This is a genomic window from Streptomyces durmitorensis, from assembly GCF_023498005.1.
Taxonomy (GTDB): domain Bacteria; phylum Actinomycetota; class Actinomycetes; order Streptomycetales; family Streptomycetaceae; genus Streptomyces; species Streptomyces durmitorensis.
The window spans coordinates 111,974-132,195 of record NZ_CP097290.1 but is presented as its reverse complement, the minus strand read 5'-3'; the positions used below and the strand labels follow the sequence as shown (position 1 = coordinate 132,195).

Genomic DNA, 20,222 nt, shown 5'->3' with positions numbered 1-20,222 from the left:
CCCTTCCCCCGGCGAGCTGCTGGGGAGGTGACGGCAGCCAGGTGGCCTCACCCGTCACGCTTCGGGGGTTGCGCGGTCCTGCCGTAGTGCTGGAGCCGAGCGGGTGATGCTGCGGAGCATGGGGGTGAGTTTCCTCCGTTGCAGGACGGGGAGTTGGTCGACGGCATGCTGCCACGGCTCGAACCGGTCGGGCCGCCAGAAAAAATGGGTGCTTCCTGGGGGAAGCGCGACATTGTGCGTCACCAGCTGGCGGACCGCGTCGGAGGTATGCCGTTTCAAGATCATCGATAGCGCCAGAAGCCGATCGCCAACTGTCACGCCCTCGCTCTTCTGCTCGGCCTCCGACTCCCACAAGCTGAGGAGGTTCGCCACGGCCACGGGGTCGTTCGTCTGGGCGAGCATGTTCCCCAGCAGGTGGCTGGCCAGGTCTCTGTCGCCCACACCTTGCTCGGCCTGAAGACGGCGCAGCTGCACTGCGACTGCGGCGAGCTGCTTCAGCGACTCAGGGTCCGAACCCTTCGTGGCTCGTTCCATCGCCATGTCCTGCAACCGGGGGTTGAGCCACAGGATCCTTGCTGCGGTCGAGGCTGGTGAGCCCGCTGTCAGTACTTGCAGCATCGTCTCAAGGCTTTGCCTCGCAGAAGAGAGAGAGTGCCGATCGGCCTCACGCAGCCGTTGTTCCCGTGCATGCACTTCTCTGAAGAGCGTTGCATCGGAAATCGACCGCGCCACTACGGGGAACATCGACGAGGGAGTGAACTGCAGGCTGCGACCGATGCCATTGCCCACGTTGAAAGCCGCTTCGGCAACCGCGGCGAGAGCGGCTTCTGCACCACGGGTTCGTGCGAGCGACTCCATGACCTTGGCAAGGATGAACGGCGACAGGCCGAGCGCAACCCGGCGAGTCAAACGGTCGGCAGCCGTCAGCGGTACGTGACGGTAGAACCAGGTGATCGCGTCTCGGACTTCCACCGGCTCTGATCTGCCGCCCATGGCGGCTGCTGCAAAGGCACGGGAATCCAGATGCGGGTACCGGCGGTCCAACAGCGCCAACGCTGCTGCGCCCGCATACCAGGGAAGCCTTTTGAGCTGCTGGTACACCTCGGCGCGAGCTTCTTCCGTCAGCGCTTGCGCATACGTATCGGCCAACGTCTCCAGCAACGTCACCTGGTCAGGTCCGAACTCGCGATCGTCCTGCTCACTCGCAGGTACGAGAGCTTCAGCGGACTCTGTCCGCTCGGCGGTGGCCGCCCGCTCCTGCGCCTGGCCCAGTTGCTCCTCCAGGATGGTGCACTGCCGCTGCATCTGCTCGATGCGTGCTCCCGTGTCCTCAAGTTCCCGGCGCAGCTTGGCCTGCTCCGCCTCATGCTGCTCCCGCTCCCGGCCCTGATCCGCTCTCAGGGCGTCCAGTCGCTCCTGGAGCCGCTGCACCTCCTGCTCCAGTTCGGCCTCGCGCAACTTCATTTCGGCGATCTGCAGCTCCGATGTGTCCAGTGCCATCGCGATGCGCTGCACGTCATGACGCTGCGGATGGCGCAGGAACAAGGCCCGCTCGTGCAGTTCACGCAGTTCCTCATACGAGGCCGCGTCGAGAGCCTGCTTGGTGATCTTGTGTACTGCCTGAAGCAGGGCTTCCACGAACTCCCAGTCCGGCACCCGCTCCCCCGACACGTACTTCGACATAGAACTGGATGTGGCGTGGAGGCGGCGCCCCAACTGGTTCTGGGAAATGCCCAACTGCTGCACGCGCATGACGAGCACCCTCAGCGCTCGCCCGAACTGTTCCGCTACCTGATTGGTTTCCTCGCGGAGAACGCGCGGTAAGTCATCGCCCCCCTCACGGGTCGCCGGAACGGTCCCGCCGGAAATCTCTACCTCTGCCGAGTCGCTCAAGGTGCCACTCCCCTGCTGCCCACAATCGGCAGTGCTTCCGTGTGTTGCTGCACTTCAGCAGCGCTGAGCCCCTGGATGACTCTGCTGGAAGAACGGCACACCCCGTCGCCGTCCCCAACTTCCGGGAGCCAGGGATGAGTCATCCTTCCATCACCGTCCGCAGATCGTTGCCCATCGGGAACCTGCCTCACGCGGCCCAGACCTGCGGGGGTGCTCTGTGACGGCCGCAGAAGCCATCCACGCAGCCGAGCTCCTGCTCGTGCTGGTCCTGATCGGGCTCCTCAGAGCCATCGAGCTTGTCAACATGCTGATCGAGAAGCTGCAGAAGACCGGAGCCGCCTGGAAGGAGCTGCTCACGTCCTGGCGCCAGGACCCGACACAGCAGCCGGAGGACGAGGCGAACAACGCCGAACCCGACGAGCCACATCAGCTGCCGCCGCGCTAGCACCAAACATCTCGACCACCGCGGGGCTGGGACGAAAGTCCCAGCCCCGCTTCGCCGTGCTGCGACCGGATCAAAGCCCTGCGCCTCACACACGAGGTGTACGGCAGAGGACCCGTGTACGGCAGAGGACTCTGCGCACACGGCCGGCCATCCGGGAATCCCCGTAACCCAGATTCAGGCTGAAGGCCGCGTACGTCCCAGCCTTCCCTTGCCCCTCCCCTGCCGTGCCCTGCCCTCGAGATCAATTGGCCTGGTGGGCACGGAGCGGCCTCCGCCGTCCGGACCTCACTCCGGGAGCCGGACATCCGCCCACCGGCTGCGCGATGCTCGGTTTGTTGACCGCGGTCAACACCGGTCGAGGACGCTGAGCGTGCTCCGGGCGCGACGATTTTGTTGACCGCGGTCAACACAGGCTGTGCGACTTCTCATCGACTTTCGCGATCGAGCACACAGTTCGGCGCCAGCGGCCACTGGTACTGATGCCAGACGTGAGATCGCCGTTCACGGCGGAGCGTCTCCACGTCAACTAGTCCCCCGGTCCGGCGGACTCGGAGCAGGCCTCCATCAAAGGCAGATTCCCCCATGGCTTCGCCGCGAGTGCCGGCGCAGGAGGCTGAGCGATGCGCGCGCCGTCGCCCCGCACGTCATCCGTAGGACGGCACGGATCTCGCTGGGGGAACGGGGCTGGGGGGGATGGATCGTCTTCTGCTGGAGGGGAGCAGAGATTCCTGCACTACGGCAAGAGGCTCCCCACCAGGGCGATCTGGTGGGGAGCCTCTTGTGGTTCTTGCCGCTGTCAGTGCCTGGCCTACTCGTCCTCTTCGGCTTCGAGGAGCCACACCAGCTTCTTGCGTTCTTCGCGGTTCATGCGGCGGCGCACCTGCCGGTCGACCCAGGCCGGGTCAGTCCAGGGAAGTGTGTCCACCAGCTCGGAGGGCTCGGGGTTGGCCTGGTGGGGCACGGAAACGTCGGACTTGCCGGACGACTGGGGCGCCGTGGTCTGACTGCCGGCGGAATCGGATTCGTTGACCGCGGTCAACGGCGCTGGGGTCTGAGAGGGCTGCGCTTTGCCCTTAGCTCCTGCCCGCGTGTCGGTGTCGGTCTTTTCGGGGGCGGATTTGTTGACCGCGGTCAACGCCGCCGGGGAGTGGGGTTGGGTTCGGAGCTGGGTTCGGAGCTGGGTTCGTCTGGTGCCGGCTCTTTGTTGACCGCGGTCAACGTCTGCTGCTTGGCCGCTTCCAGCAAGGAGCGTTCCTGCTGTTTGGTCAGGGCTTCCTCGTCCCGGACCGACTTCAGGTGCTGCAGCAGCAGGGAAGCATCCAGGTCGGGATGTGTCTTGTAGTGGCGGGCGAGCAGGCGCCCGTCGCGCTCAGGCAGGGACCCGGCGCTGAGCATCGTCTGGATCTCCTCGGGCAGCGTCAGGAGGGCGAGCTGGTTGGTCACCCAAGCCTTCGACTTCCCCAGCCGGTCGGCTGCACGGGACTGAGCGCCGGTCGCGGTCTCCTCTCCGCACACGCCTACCAGGACCTGCACGCCCCGGGCCCGTTCGACGAGGTCGAAGTCCTCACGGTCGAGGTTCTCCTGCAGAAGATTCTCTATGAAGTCCTCGCGGGTAGCCGCCAGGTCGTCGCGCACCACGAAGTCCAGGGCGTCCAGCCCTACGTGAACACCACTGCGGTAGCGGCGTTCGCCGTTGACCAGAACGTGGGTGGCCGAACCGATGCGATCAGCGTGGTCCTCCCACAGCGCCAGGTAGGCGTCACGGGTCACGACCACACAGGCGGCGAGCTGTACGCGGCGCAGTTCCTCGCCGAACCGGGTCAGCTGCTCCTCGCTGCCGAAGTTCCGGCGCGGATTCAGGGGAGTGGGGGAGACCTCGTCCAGGTGGAGCCGGACGAGCTCGTAGGCCGGTACGTCGCCCTGAGCGATGGCCTTGGCGCGGCCGCGGTCGCTGCGCCCGCGCGGCACCTTCCCGAAGGAGGAGCCGGAGCCCAGCCGGTCGGCGGCCTTCATCCGTTCACCGCCGTGGCAACGGTGCGCATGGCCTCGGCCTGCTCACAGTCCGGTGCCCAGAACAGCAGTGGCTGCTTGAGGCGGGCTGCTTCGCGCTGCTCCTTGCGCTCGGGGACAACAGCGAGCACCGGAGGTTCGCCGATGCTCTTCCAGCTGTCGAGGGAGGAGGTGGCGATGTAGCCCTTGCGGGCGTCGTACATGTTCACGATGAAGCCCAGCTTGGCGATCTGGATCTCGAGGTCGTCGGACAGGTCCTCGATCTGGTCGAAGAGCATGTCGTAGGCGTCGGCGGAGGAGTCCTCGGCCAGCACGGGGATCAGGACCCCAGAAGTACCCGGCGCCTCGTCGTCGCGGGCGCGCCCGTAGTACAGGGCGGTGTCCATGGAATAGCCCAGGCTGGGAGGGCAGTCGACGACGATGTAGTCGAACTCGGCCTCCAACGGCTCCAGCGCCTTCTCCAGCGCTGTCTCCTTGATCCGTACGTGCCGGGTGGTGGCCAGCTTGGCGTCCAGCAGGAAGGCGTCCTTGCATCCGGGCAGGAGGAACAGCCGTCCGCCGAAGCAGCCTTCCTCTATCGGGACGAGCAGTTCACGCAGCTTTCCCTTGCCTTCGCCCAGCATGTGCTTGGCCAGGCTGGGGTCGTCGATGCCGAGCATCGGGTAGCCGAGCTGCTTGGTGAGGTGACACTGGGGGTCGAAGTCGATCAGCAGGACGCGCTTGCCTGCTTCTGCGAGGGCTTCGGCGACACCGGCGGAGGTGGCGGTCTTGCCGACGCCGCCCTTCTGGTTGCCGAAGATCAGGCGCCGGGCTTCCTTGGTCGAGGGAGGCGTGCGGCGGGGGGAGGGGGAACTGTCGAGCCAGAGGCGAATTGCCTGCGCGAGGCCTTGGTTGAACGCGATCCCACGGGACTTGCAGTCGCCTTTGAGCTCGGCGTACAGGCCGGTCGGCACGTAGGTGGAGAAGGAGCTGCCACCCGAAGTGTCGACCGGAGGGCGAGGGGGAGCGGCACGCCAGGCGTGGATGCCCTCGGTGACGGCATCCTTGATGTCCACGCCCAACTCCGCTGCGCGGACCTTGAGTTCTTGACGTAGCGCAGCCGGCAGCTTGGCGACTACCTTTTCCCGATCATCGGGATCGTATGGGACGGTCATAGAGCTACCTTACTAACCCTTGCGGGTGAGGGGAAAGAACATCCCAGGTGTGTCGTGCGCCTGACGGGGCGCCAGAATCAGGCTATTTGCACCAGAACGGGCGGACGCTGACATGGAGTTGTCCAGAGGTCTCCAGTCCCGGGCACTCCGCTCAGCGCGGCATCGCACGCTCGGCGTGGCTGCGGGATGGTGGCTGGTTTCGCGTCATGCCGCCGGGAACGGCGGTGGGTACGGCTCGGGCAGCGACGGGTGAAGGGGAGTGGAAGGAACGGCGAGCGCATCAACGACGTCCACGACGACTTCGCAGCCCGCTACATGTTCGCCTTCGCCCACTACATGTACGCCTTCTGGCGCCTTGCCGCGCAGGGCGCCACCCCCCCTGACATCCGGCGCCCGCACCGTCCCCCAAGGGCTAGCCGTGCGTGGCGATCCCATCGACCCGGACGTACGGATCATCCGCACCTGAGTCCTGGTTGAGGAGGCGCGTACGACGGGCGGTTGTGATGGATCGTTGCGGGTCCTTTGAGGTTGTGTGTCGACCGTACGATGGACGATGCCTGTTTGTCCGGCTGGCTGTTCGCAGAGCTGGGATGCAGGCCCGTGTGAATGTCGCATCCGTTGGCCGGTGTCCGGCCGCCACGAGCCAGGAGGCCTGATGAGCGCGATTCCGCAGGAAGGCGATCTCGTCCAGGAAGCCGAGGTCGTGTGGCTGGAGGACACCGAGGACCTCGACTATGTCCGCCAGGCCCTGGACAAGGTCAGTACCCGTAAGGGCAAACCGCGCTACGAGCGGGACGGCCGGATGATCGGTTACTCGAACCTGGCACCGAACGCGCCCCGCAGCGCCGACAGCGGCCTCTTCGCCCGCCGCACCTTCTACCTGCTGCCGCACGACCGCCCCAACCGGCCCGACGACCCCGAATGCCCCTACCGGGTCGGCTCACCACTGGAAGCCATCGACCCCCGCACAGTCCAGGCAGGCAAGACCGGAACAAAAACCCCCCGGTCCCAGGCCACCGGCGAGATAGCCCCCGCCCGCTCATAACCATGACCCGGCCCGCCGGATGAAGGCGGTCCCACGGAGCCGCACTGACGAGGGCACGGGAACAAAGGGCTACGAGAACGAGCGACCGCGACCCGTTCCCCGGTCGGCTTCCTACGGGGAGTCGAGCGGCTCGGCGGCGAAGGTGCCGTCGCCGAGCGGGGCATCGGTCAGCTCGAAACGCTGCGGGAAGCCGTCCACCCGGTGGGTGATGACGGTGCCGGGCGGCCGGGTCGTCTCGTAGCGGTCCGGGGCGCCGTCGGATCCGGTCGTACGCAGCAGGGTGTAGGGCGGAGCCTGCGCGGCCCCTCCGGCAGGGTGTCGGGCTCTGGGGTGCTGGGAGCGCGGCGGGCGCGCAGCCACCGCCAGGTGGCGGCGATGCCCGCCAGTACGACGGTGCCGAGCAGGGTGGTGACCAGGCCGGGAAGGTCGATGAGCGACGACATGGGGCGGGCCTCACTCCGAGGGACGGACGGAGCGCATGGCGCCACGGGCGGGGAACACAGGGGGCCTCCAAAGAGCCGGGACGGCCCGCCGGTTGGACGGGCCGCGCCGACTATCGGGGAGCGCGGGGTTAGCCGCGCAACCGCCCGGATTGCTCACCTGCCGTCCTCGTCCAGGAGTGCACGCGGGACGTCTTCGGTGTCTCCCCAGCCAGGCGGCGGGGAGTCGAGCCCGGAGGGCACATCCCCTGCCTCCCAGTTCCCCGTCACGGCCAGGTCGTCCTCCGGGGCCGCCGCCGTGCCCGGCGTGAGCGGGCCCAGGTGGTCCCGCTTACGCCGGGCGTCGTCCAGGCGGGCCAGGGCCTCCCGGAAGACGGGCAGGTTCCCCTCGGTCAGCTCGTAGGAGTCCGCCTGGCGCCAGGCCGGCGAGTGCGGTCCTCCGTAGACGACGGCGACCGGTGCCTCGGTGCCCTCGGGCCACCAGCCGTGCCGGACCCCGCGCTTGAGGGCGTTGGAGAGGGCAACGGTGGGGCCGCGCAGTCCGCGATCGAGCTTCTCGCGCAGCACGGCCGCGTCGATCTGTCCCCCCGCATCGATGACGAGCCGGACGAAGAGGCGGGCGCCCGGGTTGAGCGTGCTCAGGAAAGTCGTTGCCCGTTGCACGTTCCAGGCGGTGTCGACGGTGACGGCCAGTTCGTCACGGTGCTCGGCGAGCAGGGCGAGCAGTTTGTGCTCGAAGGCCTCGCTCGCGCCCTCGATGGTGATCCTCACGATGCCTCCGACACACTCTTACGTTGTGCTGTCTGCGTGCTACAGGAGTGTGACACGGGCGGGACGACCTGTTGTCCAGCGCGAGCCACGGCGGGCACAGCGCGCTATAGCGGTTCGCCAGCCGGAGCGTCAGAGCTGGTCGGCCCGGCCCGCACCGCCAAAAGCCTGACCTTACGCCATTCGTACGCGATGCGTACGGTCAATGAGCGCCATCAGTACGGTTGATGCGATACGGTTCCGGTCAGGAGGTGCTCTGTGTCCGAGTTGTTCGACCGTATCGATGCGCTGGTCGCGTCCCGCTCCCCGCTGCCGCCGCCGGAGGAGCGCAAGCGGCTGCGGCAGGCTCACGGCCTGACGCTGGACGAGGTGGCCGGCGCCCTGGGCGTGCGGCGGGCGACCGTCAGCGGCTGGGAGTCCAGCAAGAAGCCCACCGAACCGCGCGGCCCGGAACGCGAGGCGTACGCACGGCTGCTGGACCAGCTCGCAGAGATCTACCCCGCCCCCTCCAACGCGGCCGAGCCCGACCCGGACACGGCGGCGCCCGAGACCTCTGGCGGCGCCCCGCTAACGGACGTTGCCACCACACCCGTAGACACGAGCACCCACACCGGCGACGCCACCGCCCCTTCCGCCCCGGCGGCCGTGCCGCGTCCCACGGGCCCGGCCAAGTCGACGTCGACGTCGCACCGGCCGGGCGCCGGGAAGGCCGCTCCGGCGAGAACCCCGGCGGGCGTCGATCCGCGCTTCGAGAACGGTCCGCTCGCGGTCATCGACGTCACCGACGGACACGTGTCGGCGTACTGCTTCGGCGGCCTGGTCCTGGATGTGCCCGCGAAGTCGCTCCCGGCCCTGGTCGACTGGACACTGCAGGAAGCCGGGCTCGGGGCGCCGAAGCTGGCCGGGCCGGGCAAGGATGCCGATCCCTTGCTCGTGCTCACCGAGGCCGCACTGGAGCGCTACGGCCTGCCCCTCACGCTCACGGACGAGGAGCGGATCGCCGGGCGGATCCCGGAGGGCCACAAGGTCATCAAGCAACTGGCCCGTGCCAAATGGCAGTTGACCAAGCGCGGGTTCGGTCCGTGGGCTCGGATCTACCGCCCCGCGCAGGGCTCCGAACGCTCCTGCGTCCAGCTGTGCATCCCGTCGTGGAACGCGCTGGACACCCGCCACTGGGGCCACGCCGGGCAACTGCCGCCGGCGGAACTGGCCCAGCTCCTGGGCACGTACGCGACCCGGGTCATGACGCCGCGCGGGTCGGCCGCCGTCACCGGCCTGGAGCTGATGACCGCCCTGCACCCGCCCACCCGCGCCTCCGCCCCCGACGCGAACGGAAAGCGGCACTCCGAGCACAACCCGGGCTCGCTGGGGAAGGACCCGGTGGACTGCGCGCCGTGCGAGGCCCCCGACGGGCACCCGCTGCTCGCCGACCTTCCCCGCTTCCACGTCCGCGGCCCCGACCAGAAGCTGTTCGAGGAGGCCTACGACTGGGCGCGCCCGCTCACCGACGACGAGTGCATGCACGCGAACCTGGTGGGCCTCGACGTGAACCTGGCCTTCGCCGCCGGAGCAAACGGCCTGATCGTCGGCCTCGGCGCGCCGACACACGTGAAGGCGCCGGTGTTCGACCCGAAGCTGCCCGGCTCCTGGCTGGTCGACCTGAGTCATGTCGACCTGTCCAAGGTGAAGTTGGGCAAGGAGTGGGTGGAGCTGGACGGAAGCCTGCTGCCCAGCCCGTTCACGCCGAAGGGCGAGCACCCCCAGGGGCCGGCCTGGTACGCGACGCCCACGGTGGCGTACGCGGTCGAGCTCGGCTACGAGGTGACACCGATCGAGGCCTGGGTGCGGCACGACAACGGCCGCTACCTGGACAGCTGGTACAACCGGCTGCGCGACGCCTACCTGGCCACCATGGCCGACCTCGGGGTGCCCGCCGACGCCTCGCCCAAGGAGTTCCTGGCGGCGATGGACGGCTACCGGCAGCGCGATCCCGAGCTGGCGATCGTCGTGTCCGCGGTCAAGGCAACGGTGAAGGGCGGCCTGGGCAAACTGCGCGAACGACCGCGCGGCGAGGGCTGGAAGCCCGGCCAGCCGTGGCGCGCGCTGTCCCGGCCCACCTGGCGGCCCGACATCCGCGCGGCCGTCATCTCCCGTACGCGGATCAACCTCCACCGCAAGGTGCTCAAGCACGCGGCGTTCACCGGGCAGTACCCGGTCGCGATCCTCTCCGACTGCGTCGTGTACGCGGTCGACGGCGATTCCCCACTGGACTTCCTGCCCTACCGCGAGGGCAAGCCCCTGCCCGGCGGCTTCAAGCTCGGCGTGAACCCCGGCCTGGTCAAGTGGGAGGGCACCCAGAGCGTCCTGTGGGGCGAGGGGGTGCGGGAGCAGTTCACGGCCCCGGAGCTCAACCTCGCCCGGTACATCAAGGACGGCACTGTCACCGACCAGGACAACGGGGAGTAGGCAGGCATGAGCATGTTCGGCGACGGCCTGGACCAAGCGGTACAGAAGGCATTCACCCGCCCGATCCCGAAGTCTGCGGGCGCGCAGATGCGGTACCTGGTCAAGCAGCTCAAGGGCACCAAGGCGGTCGCCCAGATGCTGCGGATCTCCCAGCGCACCGTGGAGCGGTACGTGAAGGACCAGATCAAGAAGCCCCGCGCGGACCTCGCGGCCCGGCTGCAGGGCGAGGTCAAGAAGCGGTGGCAGCCGCAGATCAGGGCCAAGGCCCGCGAGAAGGCGGCGACGACGGACGGCATCGTCATCGACACCCGGGCCCGGCTCGGGTACGTCGCGCCGATCGGGTCGACGGATGAGGACCGGATGCGGGACCTGACCGTCGCGCTGCCCCCTCGGTTTGCCGCCCGCCTCTTTGCCGCCCAGGAACAGGGCGCCGGCGACGACCAGTTGCGGCAGATCGCCGCCGAAGGTCTCAAGGAGACCTACTTCCAGGACGGCGGCCGCCGCGCCGGCTCCCTGGAGGAGGTCCGCTTCACGGATGTCGAGCGCCTGGAGTTCGATCTGTAGAGGCCCTGCCGGGCCTCGCCGTCCTTCCGCCGTCCGCCGTCCGCCGTCCGCCCCTATCGTCACCGACTGGATGCGGGACAGCCTGCGGGTCGAGAGTCGCTCGTGAGTCGCTTGAGTCTCTTCAGTCGCTGTTCCCGGGGTGGCTGGTAAGTGCCTGACGGGGGATCGGCGGGGCAGCGACTGAACAAGAGCTACTGGGCTCTTGTTCAGTCGCTCTTCTCTTTGAAGAAACCGCAGGTCACAGGGGGTTCTTCGGGGAGTGAGCGACTGAAGCGACTCAGGGGAGGGGTATATGAAGACCTTCGTGCGTGTGTGTATGCGTCATATATAGGAGTCTTCAGTCGCTTCAGTCGCTACTTAGGTCTCCGTGAGGCTGTGACCTGCGCTTTTGTTTAACTCTCGGGCCAGCTACCGACGGTGTGACAGTCGCTGGGGGCGTGCCGTGCCGCAGAGGGGGCCGGAGGTTCGCGGCCGCCTCATGTGTCACAAGAAGTGGCTAGCCTGTGTCCGTCGTTGGGTCGCTTCGGTCGCTTCGGTCGCTGATGGGGGTGGGTATGGCTGCTGGACTGCGCACAGCCCGCTGGTGCGTCGAGCAGGGGTGGCCGGTGCACCCTCTGGCGCGGGGCCGAAAGACACCGGTGGCGAACTGCGAGGCGTGCCGCGTGCCGGGCCACTCCCGCCGGAGGTGTCCCTGCCTGACGGGTGGCCGCTGGTGCCACGGCTTCCATGCCGCCACCCTCGATCGCGCACGGGTCGACCAGTGGTGGGGGAGGCGCCCCGGCATGGGGGTGGGGGTGGGGGTGGCCTGCGGACATGCCGGACTGGTCGTCATCGACATCGACGCGCACGCGCGGCCGCTGCCACCCAGGGACCAGCTCCTGCCCGGCATCCCCATCCCCGAGCAGGTCGACCTGACCGGGCTGGCCAACGGCTTCCACACGCTGGGTCTGCTGGCCGCTCTGAGTGGGGCGGCCAGCCCGGCGGACGACGACACCACTCTGCGGGTGCGCACTCCCTCCGGGGGACTGCACGTCTGGTACCGGGCGCACCGAAGTCAGCGCTGGCAGTGTTCCACCGGCTCGGGCGGCGGCCGTTCCCTCGCCTGGCAGGTCGACGTACGTGCGCACGGCGGATACATCGTCGCGCCGGGCACTGCCACCGCTGCGGGGGCTTACACGCCCGTCGGGCCCGTGCGTGAGCCCGCGCCACTGCCCGCCTGGCTGGCCGGGGAGCTGGAACGCACCAGCCATCTGCCGGCCGTGCCCGCGCCGCGATGGGTGCCGCCACGTGCCCGACAGGCCGTTCTCGCGGCCGGTCGTGCGTCGCACGGCACGCACCAGAGCCTCAGCACTGTCCTGGCTCCGGTCGCGAGGTGTGGCCACGTCCCCGAGGGCGCCGGGTTCTCCGACGCCCTCAACCGCGCCGCGTACACCATCGGCGGGCTCGTCGCCGCAGGTCGTGTCTCCCGGGACGAGGCCGAACCGGCCCTGCGGGACGTCGCGTTCGCAGCCCGTCCGGGCCAGGAGCGCCGGACCGAGCAGATCATCCGCAGCGGCATGGCCGCCGGCCTCGAACGGCCCCTGCACGCCCGGAGAAGGTGCCCGTGAAGACGTACGACGACGAGGCCCTCTTCGCGTTCGATCCTGAAGCCGTCGCTGCCCAGATCCGCGGCCAGATCCCCGGCCAGGGCCAAGTGCCCGGCCCGGCGCGGGCCGTGGCGGGGCACGATGCCGGTGGGGCGGTCGCCGACGGGCTGCTGCCCGACACCCTCTCCGACCGTGGCAACGCCAAGCTGTTCGTCAAGCTGTACGCCAACGACTACCGGCATGTGCCGGGCATCGGCTGGTACCGGTGGGACACGACCCGGTGGCAGATCGACGAGGACGACACCGTGCTGTGGGCGGCCGGTGACCTGGCCGAGCACATCGCCGCCCATGACCCCCGCGGCGTCTTCAACGACCGTGCCCTGCAGCAGCACCGCCGCCGGGCGTTGTCGACCACCGGCATCAACGCCATGCTCTCGCAGGCCAGATCGGCCCCCGGCATGGTGCTCAACGCCGCGCTCCTGGACGCCGACCCGTACGCCCTGTGCACTCCTGACGGTGTGGTGGACCTGTGCACCGGCCGGATCAAGAGCCCGGACCCGAACAAGGACTTCCATTCCCGTTCCACCGCCGTGGGCCCCCAGCACGTGCCCGTTCCGCGCTGGGACCGCTTCTTGACGGACACCTTCGGCGACGACGCCGAAGGCCGCGAGATGATCGACTACCTCCAGCTGCTGCTGGGGTACTCCGTCACCGGCGACGTCGGGGGACAGGTCCTGCCCTTCCTGTTCGGCTCCGGCCGCAACGGCAAGTCCGTCCTCCTTGACGTGCTGATGAAGCTGCTGGGCGACTACGCCGACGCCGCCCCGCCCGGTTTCCTCATGGCGCGCCCCTACGAAGGCCACCCCACCGACCTCGCCGAACTCCACGGCCGCCGCGTCATCGTGTGCAGCGAGGTCAAGCCGGGGGACAGGTTCGACGAGGCCCGCGTCAAACTCCTCACCGGCGGCGACCGGATCAAGGCCCGCCGCATGCGGCAGGACTTCTTCAGCTTCCAGCCCACCCACAAGCTCTGGCTGCTCGGCAACCACCGGCCCGAAGTCGGCACCGGGGGCTTCGCCTTCTGGCGCCGTATGCGACTGCTGCCCTTCGAACGCGTCGTCCCCGACGACCGCAAGATCGAGAATCTCGCCGACATCCTGGTCACCGAGGAGGGCCCCGGCATCCTCGGATGGCTCGTCGAGGGGGCCCGGCGCTACCTCGCCGGAGACCGGGACCTGGCCGGGCCCGAGCGCGTCCGCATCGCCACCACGGCCTACGCCGAGACCGAGGATCACACCGGCCGTTTCTACGACGAGTGCTGTGTCCTCAAGCCCGATCTGCGCGCCGAGCAGACGGCTCTCTACGCCGTGTACCGCACGTGGTGCCAGAGCGAGGGCGCGCCCGTGGCGTCCTCACGCGCGTTCGCCGCCCGGACGCGCGAACTGGTGGGCCTTGCCTCGCCCAAGGAAATGATCCTGTCCAACCAGCGCAAGCACTACCCGGGCATCGGACTGCTCACCGACGAGGAGAGGGACGCCGCCGCATGAGCTCCCTGATCACCGAGGACGAGATCAGCCACGAGACGGACATCGTCTGGCTGGAGGACGTCGACCGTCTCGACTACGTACGGCAGAGCCTGGACCGGCTGCCGACCCGCCGCGGGAAGCCCGCTTACCACCGCGACGGCCGCTTGGTCGGCTACGCCCTGCTCGGCCCGACGGCCAAACCCTCCCGGTCCTCGGGTACGTTCCGGCGCCGCGTCTTCTGGCTCCTGCCCCACGACCGCGACTCCGTGCCCGAGGGCCTGTACGCCAAGGGAGCTCCCGCCGAGGCGATCGACCCCGGCACGCTCGCCGCACGGGTGAAGGGCCGCAAGACCCGGCGCTCCGAAGACGGCCCGGCTGCGGCGGGGACCCGGCGGGGCACCGGTGTCACGCTGCCGTTGTGAAAGGCGGATGTTACGCGTGCGATACGGTTGGTTACTATGCGCAAGCTCACCTACTTCGTCGCCGCGACCCTGGACGGCTTCATCGCCTCTCCCGACTCGGACTACAGCATGTTCCTCGAGGGGCAGGATCACGGAGCGTGGATGCTCGACCAGCTGCCGGAGACCATTCCGACCGCGATGCGGCAGCAGGTTCCCGGCCTCGCCGAGAGAGGCAACCAGCGGTTCGACACCGTGGTGATGGGCCGGGGCACCTACGAGCACGGTGTGCGTGACGGCTTCACCAGCCCTTTCCAGCACCTGCGGCAGTACGTCGTCTCCGACAGCATGGACAGCGCCCCGGGCGCCGGGGTCGAGGTGCTGTCGGGGGATCCGCTTGATTCCGTCCGGACGCTGAAGAAAGAGGACGACGGGCTCGGCATCTGGCTGTGCGGCGGCGGGAAGGCCGCCGCGTCGCTGCGGGACGAGATCGACGAGATCATCGTCAAGATCAACCCGATCGTGATCGGTTCGGGCATCCCGCTGTTCGACTCCGGCTACTCACCTCAGCGTTACGACGTCGTCTCGGGCCAGGTCTTCGACAGCGGCGTCACGGTCATGACGTACGCCAAGGCCCAGCCCTGAGCAACGGCCGCAGCTGACCGGGCGGTCCGTGGACGGGCGGTGTGCCCGGCCACGGACCGCGTGGACGGCTTTCTCACCCCAGGTCTGCTCCTGCGTCGGGCTGTTCGCAGTGCTCGTGGCCGATCCGCCCCCCGTCGGCGATCGGAACAGTGGCAAGGAACTCCGCGGGCAGGTCGAACCCATCGGCAAGTGCCATGGTGTGCGGGGCCAGCCGGGCGACGAGATCGTTGACCGTGGACCACAGCGAGCGGACGTGCTCGGCCGTCATGTGGTTGTCGGCCAGCAGGAGTCCGCTGTGCGTGCTGAGCTGCTGGAGCAGGAACAGGCGGCACAACTCCTCGAGTGTCCGGCGGGCTTCGGGGTCCTGTGCCCGGGCCGCGGCGGCTGTGAAGGCGTCGGTCGCCTGCAGGCAGGCGTACGCCGAGACCATCTCCAGCGCGGGTGCCGACGCCTCGTTCCAGCGGGCGAGCGGGTCGCCCTTGGGCCCCTGACGCAGGGCGTTGCGTGCCCGGCTCTGCCAGCCGGCCACGACCTTCGCCAGCAGCTCGCGCAGGAACGACAGGTCGGTCAGCGACCTCTCGCTCAGCTCGCCGTCGGCTGCGGGCCGGTCCTCACTCTGGCGTTCGAAGAGCATCTCGGAGGCCGCCTTCAGCCAGATCACCAGGTTGTCGCCCTCGGCCGTGATGCCCCCTTCCACGTTCAGCGGCAGGTCGGACATGCCGTTGACGGGGAAGAAGCCCTGGGCGCCGCACCGTTCGCGGGACTCGGTGGTGATGGCGCGGGCCTGCCAGGTGATCCAGCCCTTGGCGACGGCCACCAGGCGCGCGGCGTCCTCGCGGTCCTTGGGGTCGTGCTCGACCCAGCGGGTCAGCACGGACCGGTGCAGGAAGGTCATGGCGTAGGCCAGTGCCAGGGAGTGCAGCAGACGGCCGTGGTGGCTGCGGTGCGCCATCAGCGGCACGCGCAGGCCCTTTCGGTGTCCGCTGATCTGGCGTGAGTGGGCGTGGCGGACCGCGATGACCACGGAGGCGCGCGCCATGCCGAGGGTCCCGGCGCTCATGCAGAGCTTGCCGGTGGTGACACGGTCGATGGACTGCAGGAACCGCTTGCGCGGGTTGCCCAGGGTGCTGGTGAACGTGCCGTCCGCGTCGAGGCGGCCGTGGTCGGCCTGGAGCAGGGCCTCGCGGGGGAGGCGGACCTGGTCGAACTCCGTGAGGCAGTGGTCGACCGGGGTGCCGGTCCGGTCGGGCAGCCGTCGCACGCGTATGCCCGGCAGGTGGCCCTTGTCGTCGCTCAGCGGGGTGAGGAAGAGGTAGACGCCCTGGTCCTCGCCGTCGATCAGCAGCCGCGCGGCCACGACGGCGGTCTTGGGGCCGCCGGTGAGGCTGGTGTTCGGCATGAACTTCTGGGCTCCGGCGACAGGCGTGTTCAGGACGAACTCACCTGTCTCAGGGTCGAGTTCGGCCGTGGTCTGCAGGGCCGGAGCGTCGTTGCCGTGGTCGAGTTCGGTGCACAGGAACGTGCCCGTGCGGCGCATGGAGCTGAAGTCGGACAGATCCCGGCCTGCGCTGTCGTGGTCGAGCAGACTGCCGAGGAACAGGTTGTAGTGGATGCTCGCCAGCGTGCACAGGCCCCCGTCGACGACGCCGGTCCACTCGTGCAGCGCGGCGAGCCGCTCGGGGTCGCGGGCCAGTTGCTCGGGCGAGTCGATCGCTTCGTTGACCTGGCGGAGACGCTCGTACGAGAGCGCGATGCGCTGCTCGGGCGTCAGGCCCGGCCGGTGGTGAAACCCTTCGTCGGTGAGCAGGCCGCGCCAGGTGGCGTGCACGGCCGTCCGGCTCTCCCCGTCGAAGAGGAGCCGGGTGAGTTCCCCGCTGAGGACGTGGGGCGGCTGCTGCGGATGCTGCAGTTGCGGCCGGGAACTCCGCTCGCTCCGGGAGGTGTCCTCAGCGAGTGGGAACACCACGGTCCCGGAGGGAAGATGGGTAGGAAGGAGTGCATTGGTCATGAAATCCCCCGTAAAGACATGTCATGCCATGGGCAGAAGCGGGGGAGAACCCCCCGGCTCCCGTACCGATCAGTCCATCGGTGCGGCCCATCTTCCCGTTCCCATCACATTTGGGGAAGTCTTGAAAAACCGATTGATCGGTTTTAAAGTGAGGGTCGCTTGCGCCACCGCCCGTGCAGAAGCTGGACTCTTCGCGGGTCACCAGGCTTTTCCCGTCTACGGGGGCGAGAGTGGTGGGGTTAACCTGCAGGCAGAACAATACCGACTGGTATTTTCTGACAGGAGGTAGAACGGTGGCACTGCAGGAACGGGCGATCCGGACACGCAGGGCGATCCTCGAAGCCGCGGCCGAAGTATTCGACGAGGTCGGATACGAGGCGGCGACGATCGCCGAGATCCTCAAGCGGTCGGGGCTGACGAGGGGTGCTCTGTACTTCCACTTCGGTTCCAAGGAGGAACTGGCCCACGGGGTGCTGGCCGTGCAGGTCGATGCGCTCCCACCGGTGCCGAAGCAGGAGCTCAAGCTGCAGGAGTCGCTGGACGAGGCTCTGCTGCTTGCCTATCTGCTCAGGCGGGAGAGCGGCGACCCCATCGTCCGCGGCAGCGTGCGGCTGACCATCGACCAGGGGGCGGCCCAGGGAGGGCTCGATGCGCGGCTTCCGATGCAGGCGTGGGTCGAGCACACCCATGCCCTGCTGGACGAGGCGAAGACGAACGGCGAGCTGTTGCCGCACGTCGACACGCTGGGCCTCGCGAAGCTCGCGGTCGGAGCTTTCACCGGAATTCAGGTGCTGTCCAACATCATGACCGACCGTCAGGACATGCCGGAGAGGGTCATCGACCTCTACCGGAACCTGATGGCGGCCGCCGCGGCGCCCGGGGTGCTCTCCCACCTGGACTTCGGGTCGGACCGGGGCCCGCGGGTCTACCAGGAGGCCATGAAACTCCGTCAGGCCGGCGCGGAACCGGAGGTCGCCCAGGGCGCCATGCGGTGATGCGCCCGGGGGGCCTGGGGTACGACGCGTTCCTGCTGTTCGACCGGTGCCCGACGGGCACGAAACAGTCAGTTACGAGGGGGAAACACGAATGGAAGCGACTACCTGCCCATACGCGCTCGACGTTCTCGGGCGTGACTTGACCGGCGAGGCCGCGATGCTGCAGCGCACCGGCCCCGCCGTCGAGGTCGAGCTGCCCGGGGGGGTGCGGGCCTGGGCGGTCACCCGGCAGCGGTACGTCAAGCAACTGCTCACGGATCCGCGGGTGTCCAAGGACGCCCGGCAGCACTGGCCGGCGTTCATCGAGGGGCAGATATCCGACGCATGGCCGCTGTATCCCTGGGTGGCCAACGAGAACATGCTCTTCGCCTACGGAGAGAAGCACACCCGGCTGCGCCGCCTGATCGCCAGCGCGTTCACGGTGCGGCGCGCCGAGGCCCTGCGGCCCCGCGTGGAGGCGATCGCGGCCGAGCTCCTCGACGATCTGGCGCTGCTGCCGGCCGGCCAACGGACCGACCTGCGCGCCCAGTACGCCAAGCTGCTGCCCCTGCGCGTCATCTGTGAGCTCTTCGGTGTCGCGCAGGACCTCAGGCAGCCGCTGTGCACGGCCCTTGAGATGGTGTTCAGCACGTCGGCGGCAGCGGAGGAGATGGCCGCCGCGCAGCTGAAGGTCTTCGGGATGCTGGGCGTCCTGGTCCGGCAGAAGCAGGACGAGCGCGGCGACGACCTGACGTCAGCCCTGATCGCGGCCCGGGACGAGGACGGGGCGCTGAGCGAGGAGGAACTGCTCGGCACCCTCTACCTGATGATCGCGGCCGGTCAGGAGACGACCTGCACGCTGATCGCCAACGCCGTGGGCGCGCTGCTCGCCGACCCCGAGCAGCTGGACCATGTGCGGTCCGGGCGCGCCGACTGGGGCGACGTCATCGGCGAGACGCTGCGCAGCCGCAACCCCGCTGCCTACTCGCCCATGCGGTTCGCGGTGGACGACATCGACCTGGACGGAGTGCTGATCCGCAAGGGGGACCCGATCATCGTCTCCTTCGCCGCGGCGGGCATCGATCCCGGACAGCACGGACCGGACGCCACCCGCTTCGACCTGGCGCGGCCCGGGCGCCGCGACCACATCGGCTTCGGGCACGGCGTTCACTTCTGCATGGGCGCCTCGCTGGCCAGGCTGGAGGCCACCAGCGCTCTGGCCGGGCTCTTCGAGCGGTTCCCGCAGATGGAGCTCGCCGTCCCGGCCGACGAGATCGATCCCGTGCCGTCCTTCATCGTCAACGGATACGGCTCCCTGCCCGTGCTCCTTGGCCGGCCTGCGGAGCACCCGGAGAAGTAGACCAGCCGTCCGGTCGGGACGAGGGCGGCGCAGCGCGGCCGACGGCCGTTCGAGCCGCCCTCCACGGACGCTCCGGCGCCACGAGACCGCCGCGTGACTGGATACGGGCTGACCCGAACCAGTAAGTGGGGGAGAAAGACATGACGGCACGTCCCGGTACACGCAGCCCGTACCTCACCGTCTATCGCCCGTCCCCGGACGCCTCCGTCCGTCTGGTCTGCCTGCCGCACGCCGGCGGGGCAGCCAGCTTCTACGTCCCGGTGGCCCAGGCTCTCGCACCCCGCGTCGAGGTCCTGTCCGTGCAGTACCCGGGCCGCCACGAGCGGCACGGCGACCCGCTGGTGGCGGACATCGCCACCCTCGCCGACAAGATCGCCGACGCCCTGATGCCGTACACCGACCGGCCCTACGCGTTGTTCGGGCACAGCATGGGCGCCATCGTCGGTTTCGAGGTGGCACGCCGGATGGAGGACGCGGGCCGCGGCCCCGTCGAACTGTTCGCCTCCGCCAGCCGTGCCCCCTCCGTGGAGCGGCGCGGCGAGATGTGGCACCGGGCCCCCGACGCCGAGTTCGTCGCCCGGGTGCAGTCCATGGGCGGCGCCGGATCCGAGCTGCTCGACGACCCCGACATCCGGAACATGCTCCTGCCCGCGCTGCGCAACGACTACCGCGCCATCGAGCAGTACGAGTACCGCGCGCAGCCTCCGCTCGCCTGCCCGCTCACGGCGTTCGCCGGCGCCGACGACCCGCGGGTCGACGTCGACCAGGTGCGCTCCTGGGCACACCACACCACGGGACCGTTCACCGCCGAGGTCCACCCCGGAGGGCACTTCTACCTCGCCGACCGCCGGGAGGCCGTCCTGGACACGGTCACCGGCCACCTTCAGGACCGGGTGCTGCGCCCCTGCTCCTGAACTGCGCGCAGAGTCCGTCGAGTCCA

The 20,222-nt window shown here is 69.0% G+C and carries 18 protein-coding genes; 11 read left to right on the top strand and 7 right to left on the bottom strand.

The annotated features are described in order from the left end of the window. Positions 1-54: 54 nt before the first annotated feature. Entirely contained in the window at positions 55-1,893 is a 1,839-nt protein-coding gene (locus tag M4V62_RS43450; protein ID WP_344646472.1) for a helix-turn-helix domain-containing protein, read from the bottom strand. Between the two features lie 217 nt (positions 1,894-2,110). Here M4V62_RS43450 and M4V62_RS43445 point away from each other — a divergent pair, with 217 nt between their 5' ends. Next, positions 2,111-2,338, top strand: a complete 228-nt coding sequence (locus M4V62_RS43445; RefSeq protein WP_249593294.1) for a hypothetical protein — start codon at positions 2,111-2,113, stop codon at positions 2,336-2,338. Between the two features lie 808 nt (positions 2,339-3,146). On the opposite strand, the gene M4V62_RS43440 is transcribed toward M4V62_RS43445, so the two are convergent. The 3 genes from M4V62_RS43440 to M4V62_RS43430 form a co-directional block, all read right to left on the bottom strand. After that, positions 3,147-3,377: a hypothetical protein gene (locus M4V62_RS43440; protein WP_249593293.1), complete on the bottom strand. Its 231-nt coding sequence runs from the start codon at positions 3,375-3,377 to the stop codon at positions 3,147-3,149. A gap of 92 nt (positions 3,378-3,469) precedes the next feature. After that, the gene (locus M4V62_RS43435) at positions 3,470-4,351 is read right to left on the bottom strand and encodes a ParB/RepB/Spo0J family partition protein (protein WP_249593292.1); all 882 of its coding nucleotides are present in this window, start codon (positions 4,349-4,351) and stop codon (positions 3,470-3,472) included. Beyond that, positions 4,348-5,502 carry a ParA family protein gene (locus M4V62_RS43430; protein ID WP_249593291.1) on the bottom strand — a complete coding sequence of 385 codons (1,155 nt, stop codon included), beginning with the start codon at positions 5,500-5,502 and terminating at the stop codon, positions 4,348-4,350. The genes M4V62_RS43435 and M4V62_RS43430 overlap by 4 nt, the downstream gene beginning before the upstream one ends. Before the next feature lie 655 nt (positions 5,503-6,157). Here M4V62_RS43430 and M4V62_RS43425 point away from each other — a divergent pair. Next, positions 6,158-6,547 carry a DUF6009 family protein gene (locus M4V62_RS43425; RefSeq protein ID WP_249593290.1) on the top strand — a complete coding sequence of 130 codons (390 nt, stop codon included), beginning with the start codon at positions 6,158-6,160 and terminating at the stop codon, positions 6,545-6,547. 111 nt (positions 6,548-6,658) lie between these two features. On the opposite strand, the gene M4V62_RS43420 is transcribed toward M4V62_RS43425, so the two are convergent. Together M4V62_RS43420 and M4V62_RS43415 are read right to left on the bottom strand one after the other, a co-directional pair. Beyond that, the gene (locus M4V62_RS43420; RefSeq protein ID WP_249593289.1) at positions 6,659-6,907 is read right to left on the bottom strand and encodes a hypothetical protein; all 249 of its coding nucleotides are present in this window, start codon (positions 6,905-6,907) and stop codon (positions 6,659-6,661) included. A gap of 236 nt (positions 6,908-7,143) precedes the next feature. After that, the gene (locus tag M4V62_RS43415) at positions 7,144-7,758 is read right to left on the bottom strand and encodes a hypothetical protein (RefSeq protein ID WP_249593288.1); all 615 of its coding nucleotides are present in this window, start codon (positions 7,756-7,758) and stop codon (positions 7,144-7,146) included. 255 nt (positions 7,759-8,013) lie between these two features. On the opposite strand from M4V62_RS43415, the gene tap reads away from it, so the two are divergent. From tap to M4V62_RS43385, 6 genes are all read left to right on the top strand, one after another. Beyond that, positions 8,014-10,221, top strand: a complete 2,208-nt coding sequence (gene tap, locus M4V62_RS43410; RefSeq protein ID WP_249593287.1) for a telomere-associated protein Tap — start codon at positions 8,014-8,016, stop codon at positions 10,219-10,221. A 6-nt stretch (positions 10,222-10,227) separates the two neighbouring features. Then, on the top strand, positions 10,228-10,785 hold the full coding sequence (gene tpg, locus M4V62_RS43405; RefSeq protein WP_249593286.1) for a telomere-protecting terminal protein Tpg: 558 nt from the start codon (positions 10,228-10,230) through the stop codon (positions 10,783-10,785). A 554-nt stretch (positions 10,786-11,339) separates the two neighbouring features. After that, positions 11,340-12,392 carry a bifunctional DNA primase/polymerase gene (locus M4V62_RS43400; RefSeq protein WP_425575192.1) on the top strand — a complete coding sequence of 351 codons (1,053 nt, stop codon included), beginning with the start codon at positions 11,340-11,342 and terminating at the stop codon, positions 12,390-12,392. Then, on the top strand, positions 12,389-13,918 hold the full coding sequence (locus M4V62_RS43395; RefSeq protein ID WP_425575191.1) for a DNA primase family protein: 1,530 nt from the start codon (positions 12,389-12,391) through the stop codon (positions 13,916-13,918). The genes M4V62_RS43400 and M4V62_RS43395 overlap by 4 nt, the downstream gene beginning before the upstream one ends. Beyond that, a complete protein-coding gene (locus tag M4V62_RS43390; RefSeq protein WP_249593285.1) occupies positions 13,915-14,319 on the top strand; it encodes a DUF6009 family protein in 405 nt (134 codons plus the stop codon). Before M4V62_RS43395 ends, M4V62_RS43390 begins: the two co-directional genes overlap by 4 nt. Positions 14,320-14,355: 36 nt before the next feature. Next, on the top strand, positions 14,356-14,940 hold the full coding sequence (locus M4V62_RS43385; RefSeq protein WP_249593284.1) for a dihydrofolate reductase family protein: 585 nt from the start codon (positions 14,356-14,358) through the stop codon (positions 14,938-14,940). A 73-nt stretch (positions 14,941-15,013) separates the two neighbouring features. On the opposite strand, the gene M4V62_RS43680 is transcribed toward M4V62_RS43385, so the two are convergent. Next, entirely contained in the window at positions 15,014-16,906 is a 1,893-nt protein-coding gene (locus tag M4V62_RS43680; protein ID WP_283779186.1) for an acyl-CoA dehydrogenase family protein, read from the bottom strand. 335 nt (positions 16,907-17,241) lie between these two features. On the opposite strand from M4V62_RS43680, the gene M4V62_RS43375 reads away from it, so the two are divergent. The 3 genes from M4V62_RS43375 to M4V62_RS43365 all read left to right on the top strand — a co-directional run bounded on the left by M4V62_RS43375 (position 17,242) and on the right by M4V62_RS43365 (position 20,196). Beyond that, positions 17,242-17,943 (top strand): ScbR family autoregulator-binding transcription factor, encoded by a 702-nt coding sequence (locus M4V62_RS43375; protein ID WP_249593283.1) that lies wholly within the window; start codon positions 17,242-17,244, stop codon positions 17,941-17,943. Positions 17,944-18,034: 91 nt separating this feature from the next. After that, the gene (locus M4V62_RS43370; RefSeq protein ID WP_249593282.1) at positions 18,035-19,282 is read left to right on the top strand and encodes a cytochrome P450 family protein; all 1,248 of its coding nucleotides are present in this window, start codon (positions 18,035-18,037) and stop codon (positions 19,280-19,282) included. Positions 19,283-19,422: 140 nt separating this feature from the next. Continuing rightward, positions 19,423-20,196: a thioesterase II family protein gene (locus M4V62_RS43365; RefSeq protein ID WP_249593281.1), complete on the top strand. Its 774-nt coding sequence runs from the start codon at positions 19,423-19,425 to the stop codon at positions 20,194-20,196. The last annotated feature ends 26 nt before the right edge of the window (positions 20,197-20,222 follow it).

Coding starts and splice junctions, on each gene's coding strand:
- M4V62_RS43390 (WP_249593285.1), top strand. CDS start 13,915: ATGAGCTCCCTGATCACCGAGGACGAGATCAGCCACGAGACGGACATC.
- M4V62_RS43425 (WP_249593290.1), top strand. CDS start 6,158: ATGAGCGCGATTCCGCAGGAAGGCGATCTCGTCCAGGAAGCCGAGGTC.
- M4V62_RS43385 (WP_249593284.1), top strand. CDS start 14,356: ATGCGCAAGCTCACCTACTTCGTCGCCGCGACCCTGGACGGCTTCATC.
- M4V62_RS43365 (WP_249593281.1), top strand. CDS start 19,423: ATGACGGCACGTCCCGGTACACGCAGCCCGTACCTCACCGTCTATCGC.
- M4V62_RS43435 (WP_249593292.1), bottom strand. CDS start 4,351: ATGAAGGCCGCCGACCGGCTGGGCTCCGGCTCCTCCTTCGGGAAGGTG.
- M4V62_RS43430 (WP_249593291.1), bottom strand. CDS start 5,502: ATGACCGTCCCATACGATCCCGATGATCGGGAAAAGGTAGTCGCCAAG.
- M4V62_RS43370 (WP_249593282.1), top strand. CDS start 18,035: ATGGAAGCGACTACCTGCCCATACGCGCTCGACGTTCTCGGGCGTGAC.
- tpg (WP_249593286.1), top strand. CDS start 10,228: ATGAGCATGTTCGGCGACGGCCTGGACCAAGCGGTACAGAAGGCATTC.
- M4V62_RS43400 (WP_425575192.1), top strand. CDS start 11,340: ATGGCTGCTGGACTGCGCACAGCCCGCTGGTGCGTCGAGCAGGGGTGG.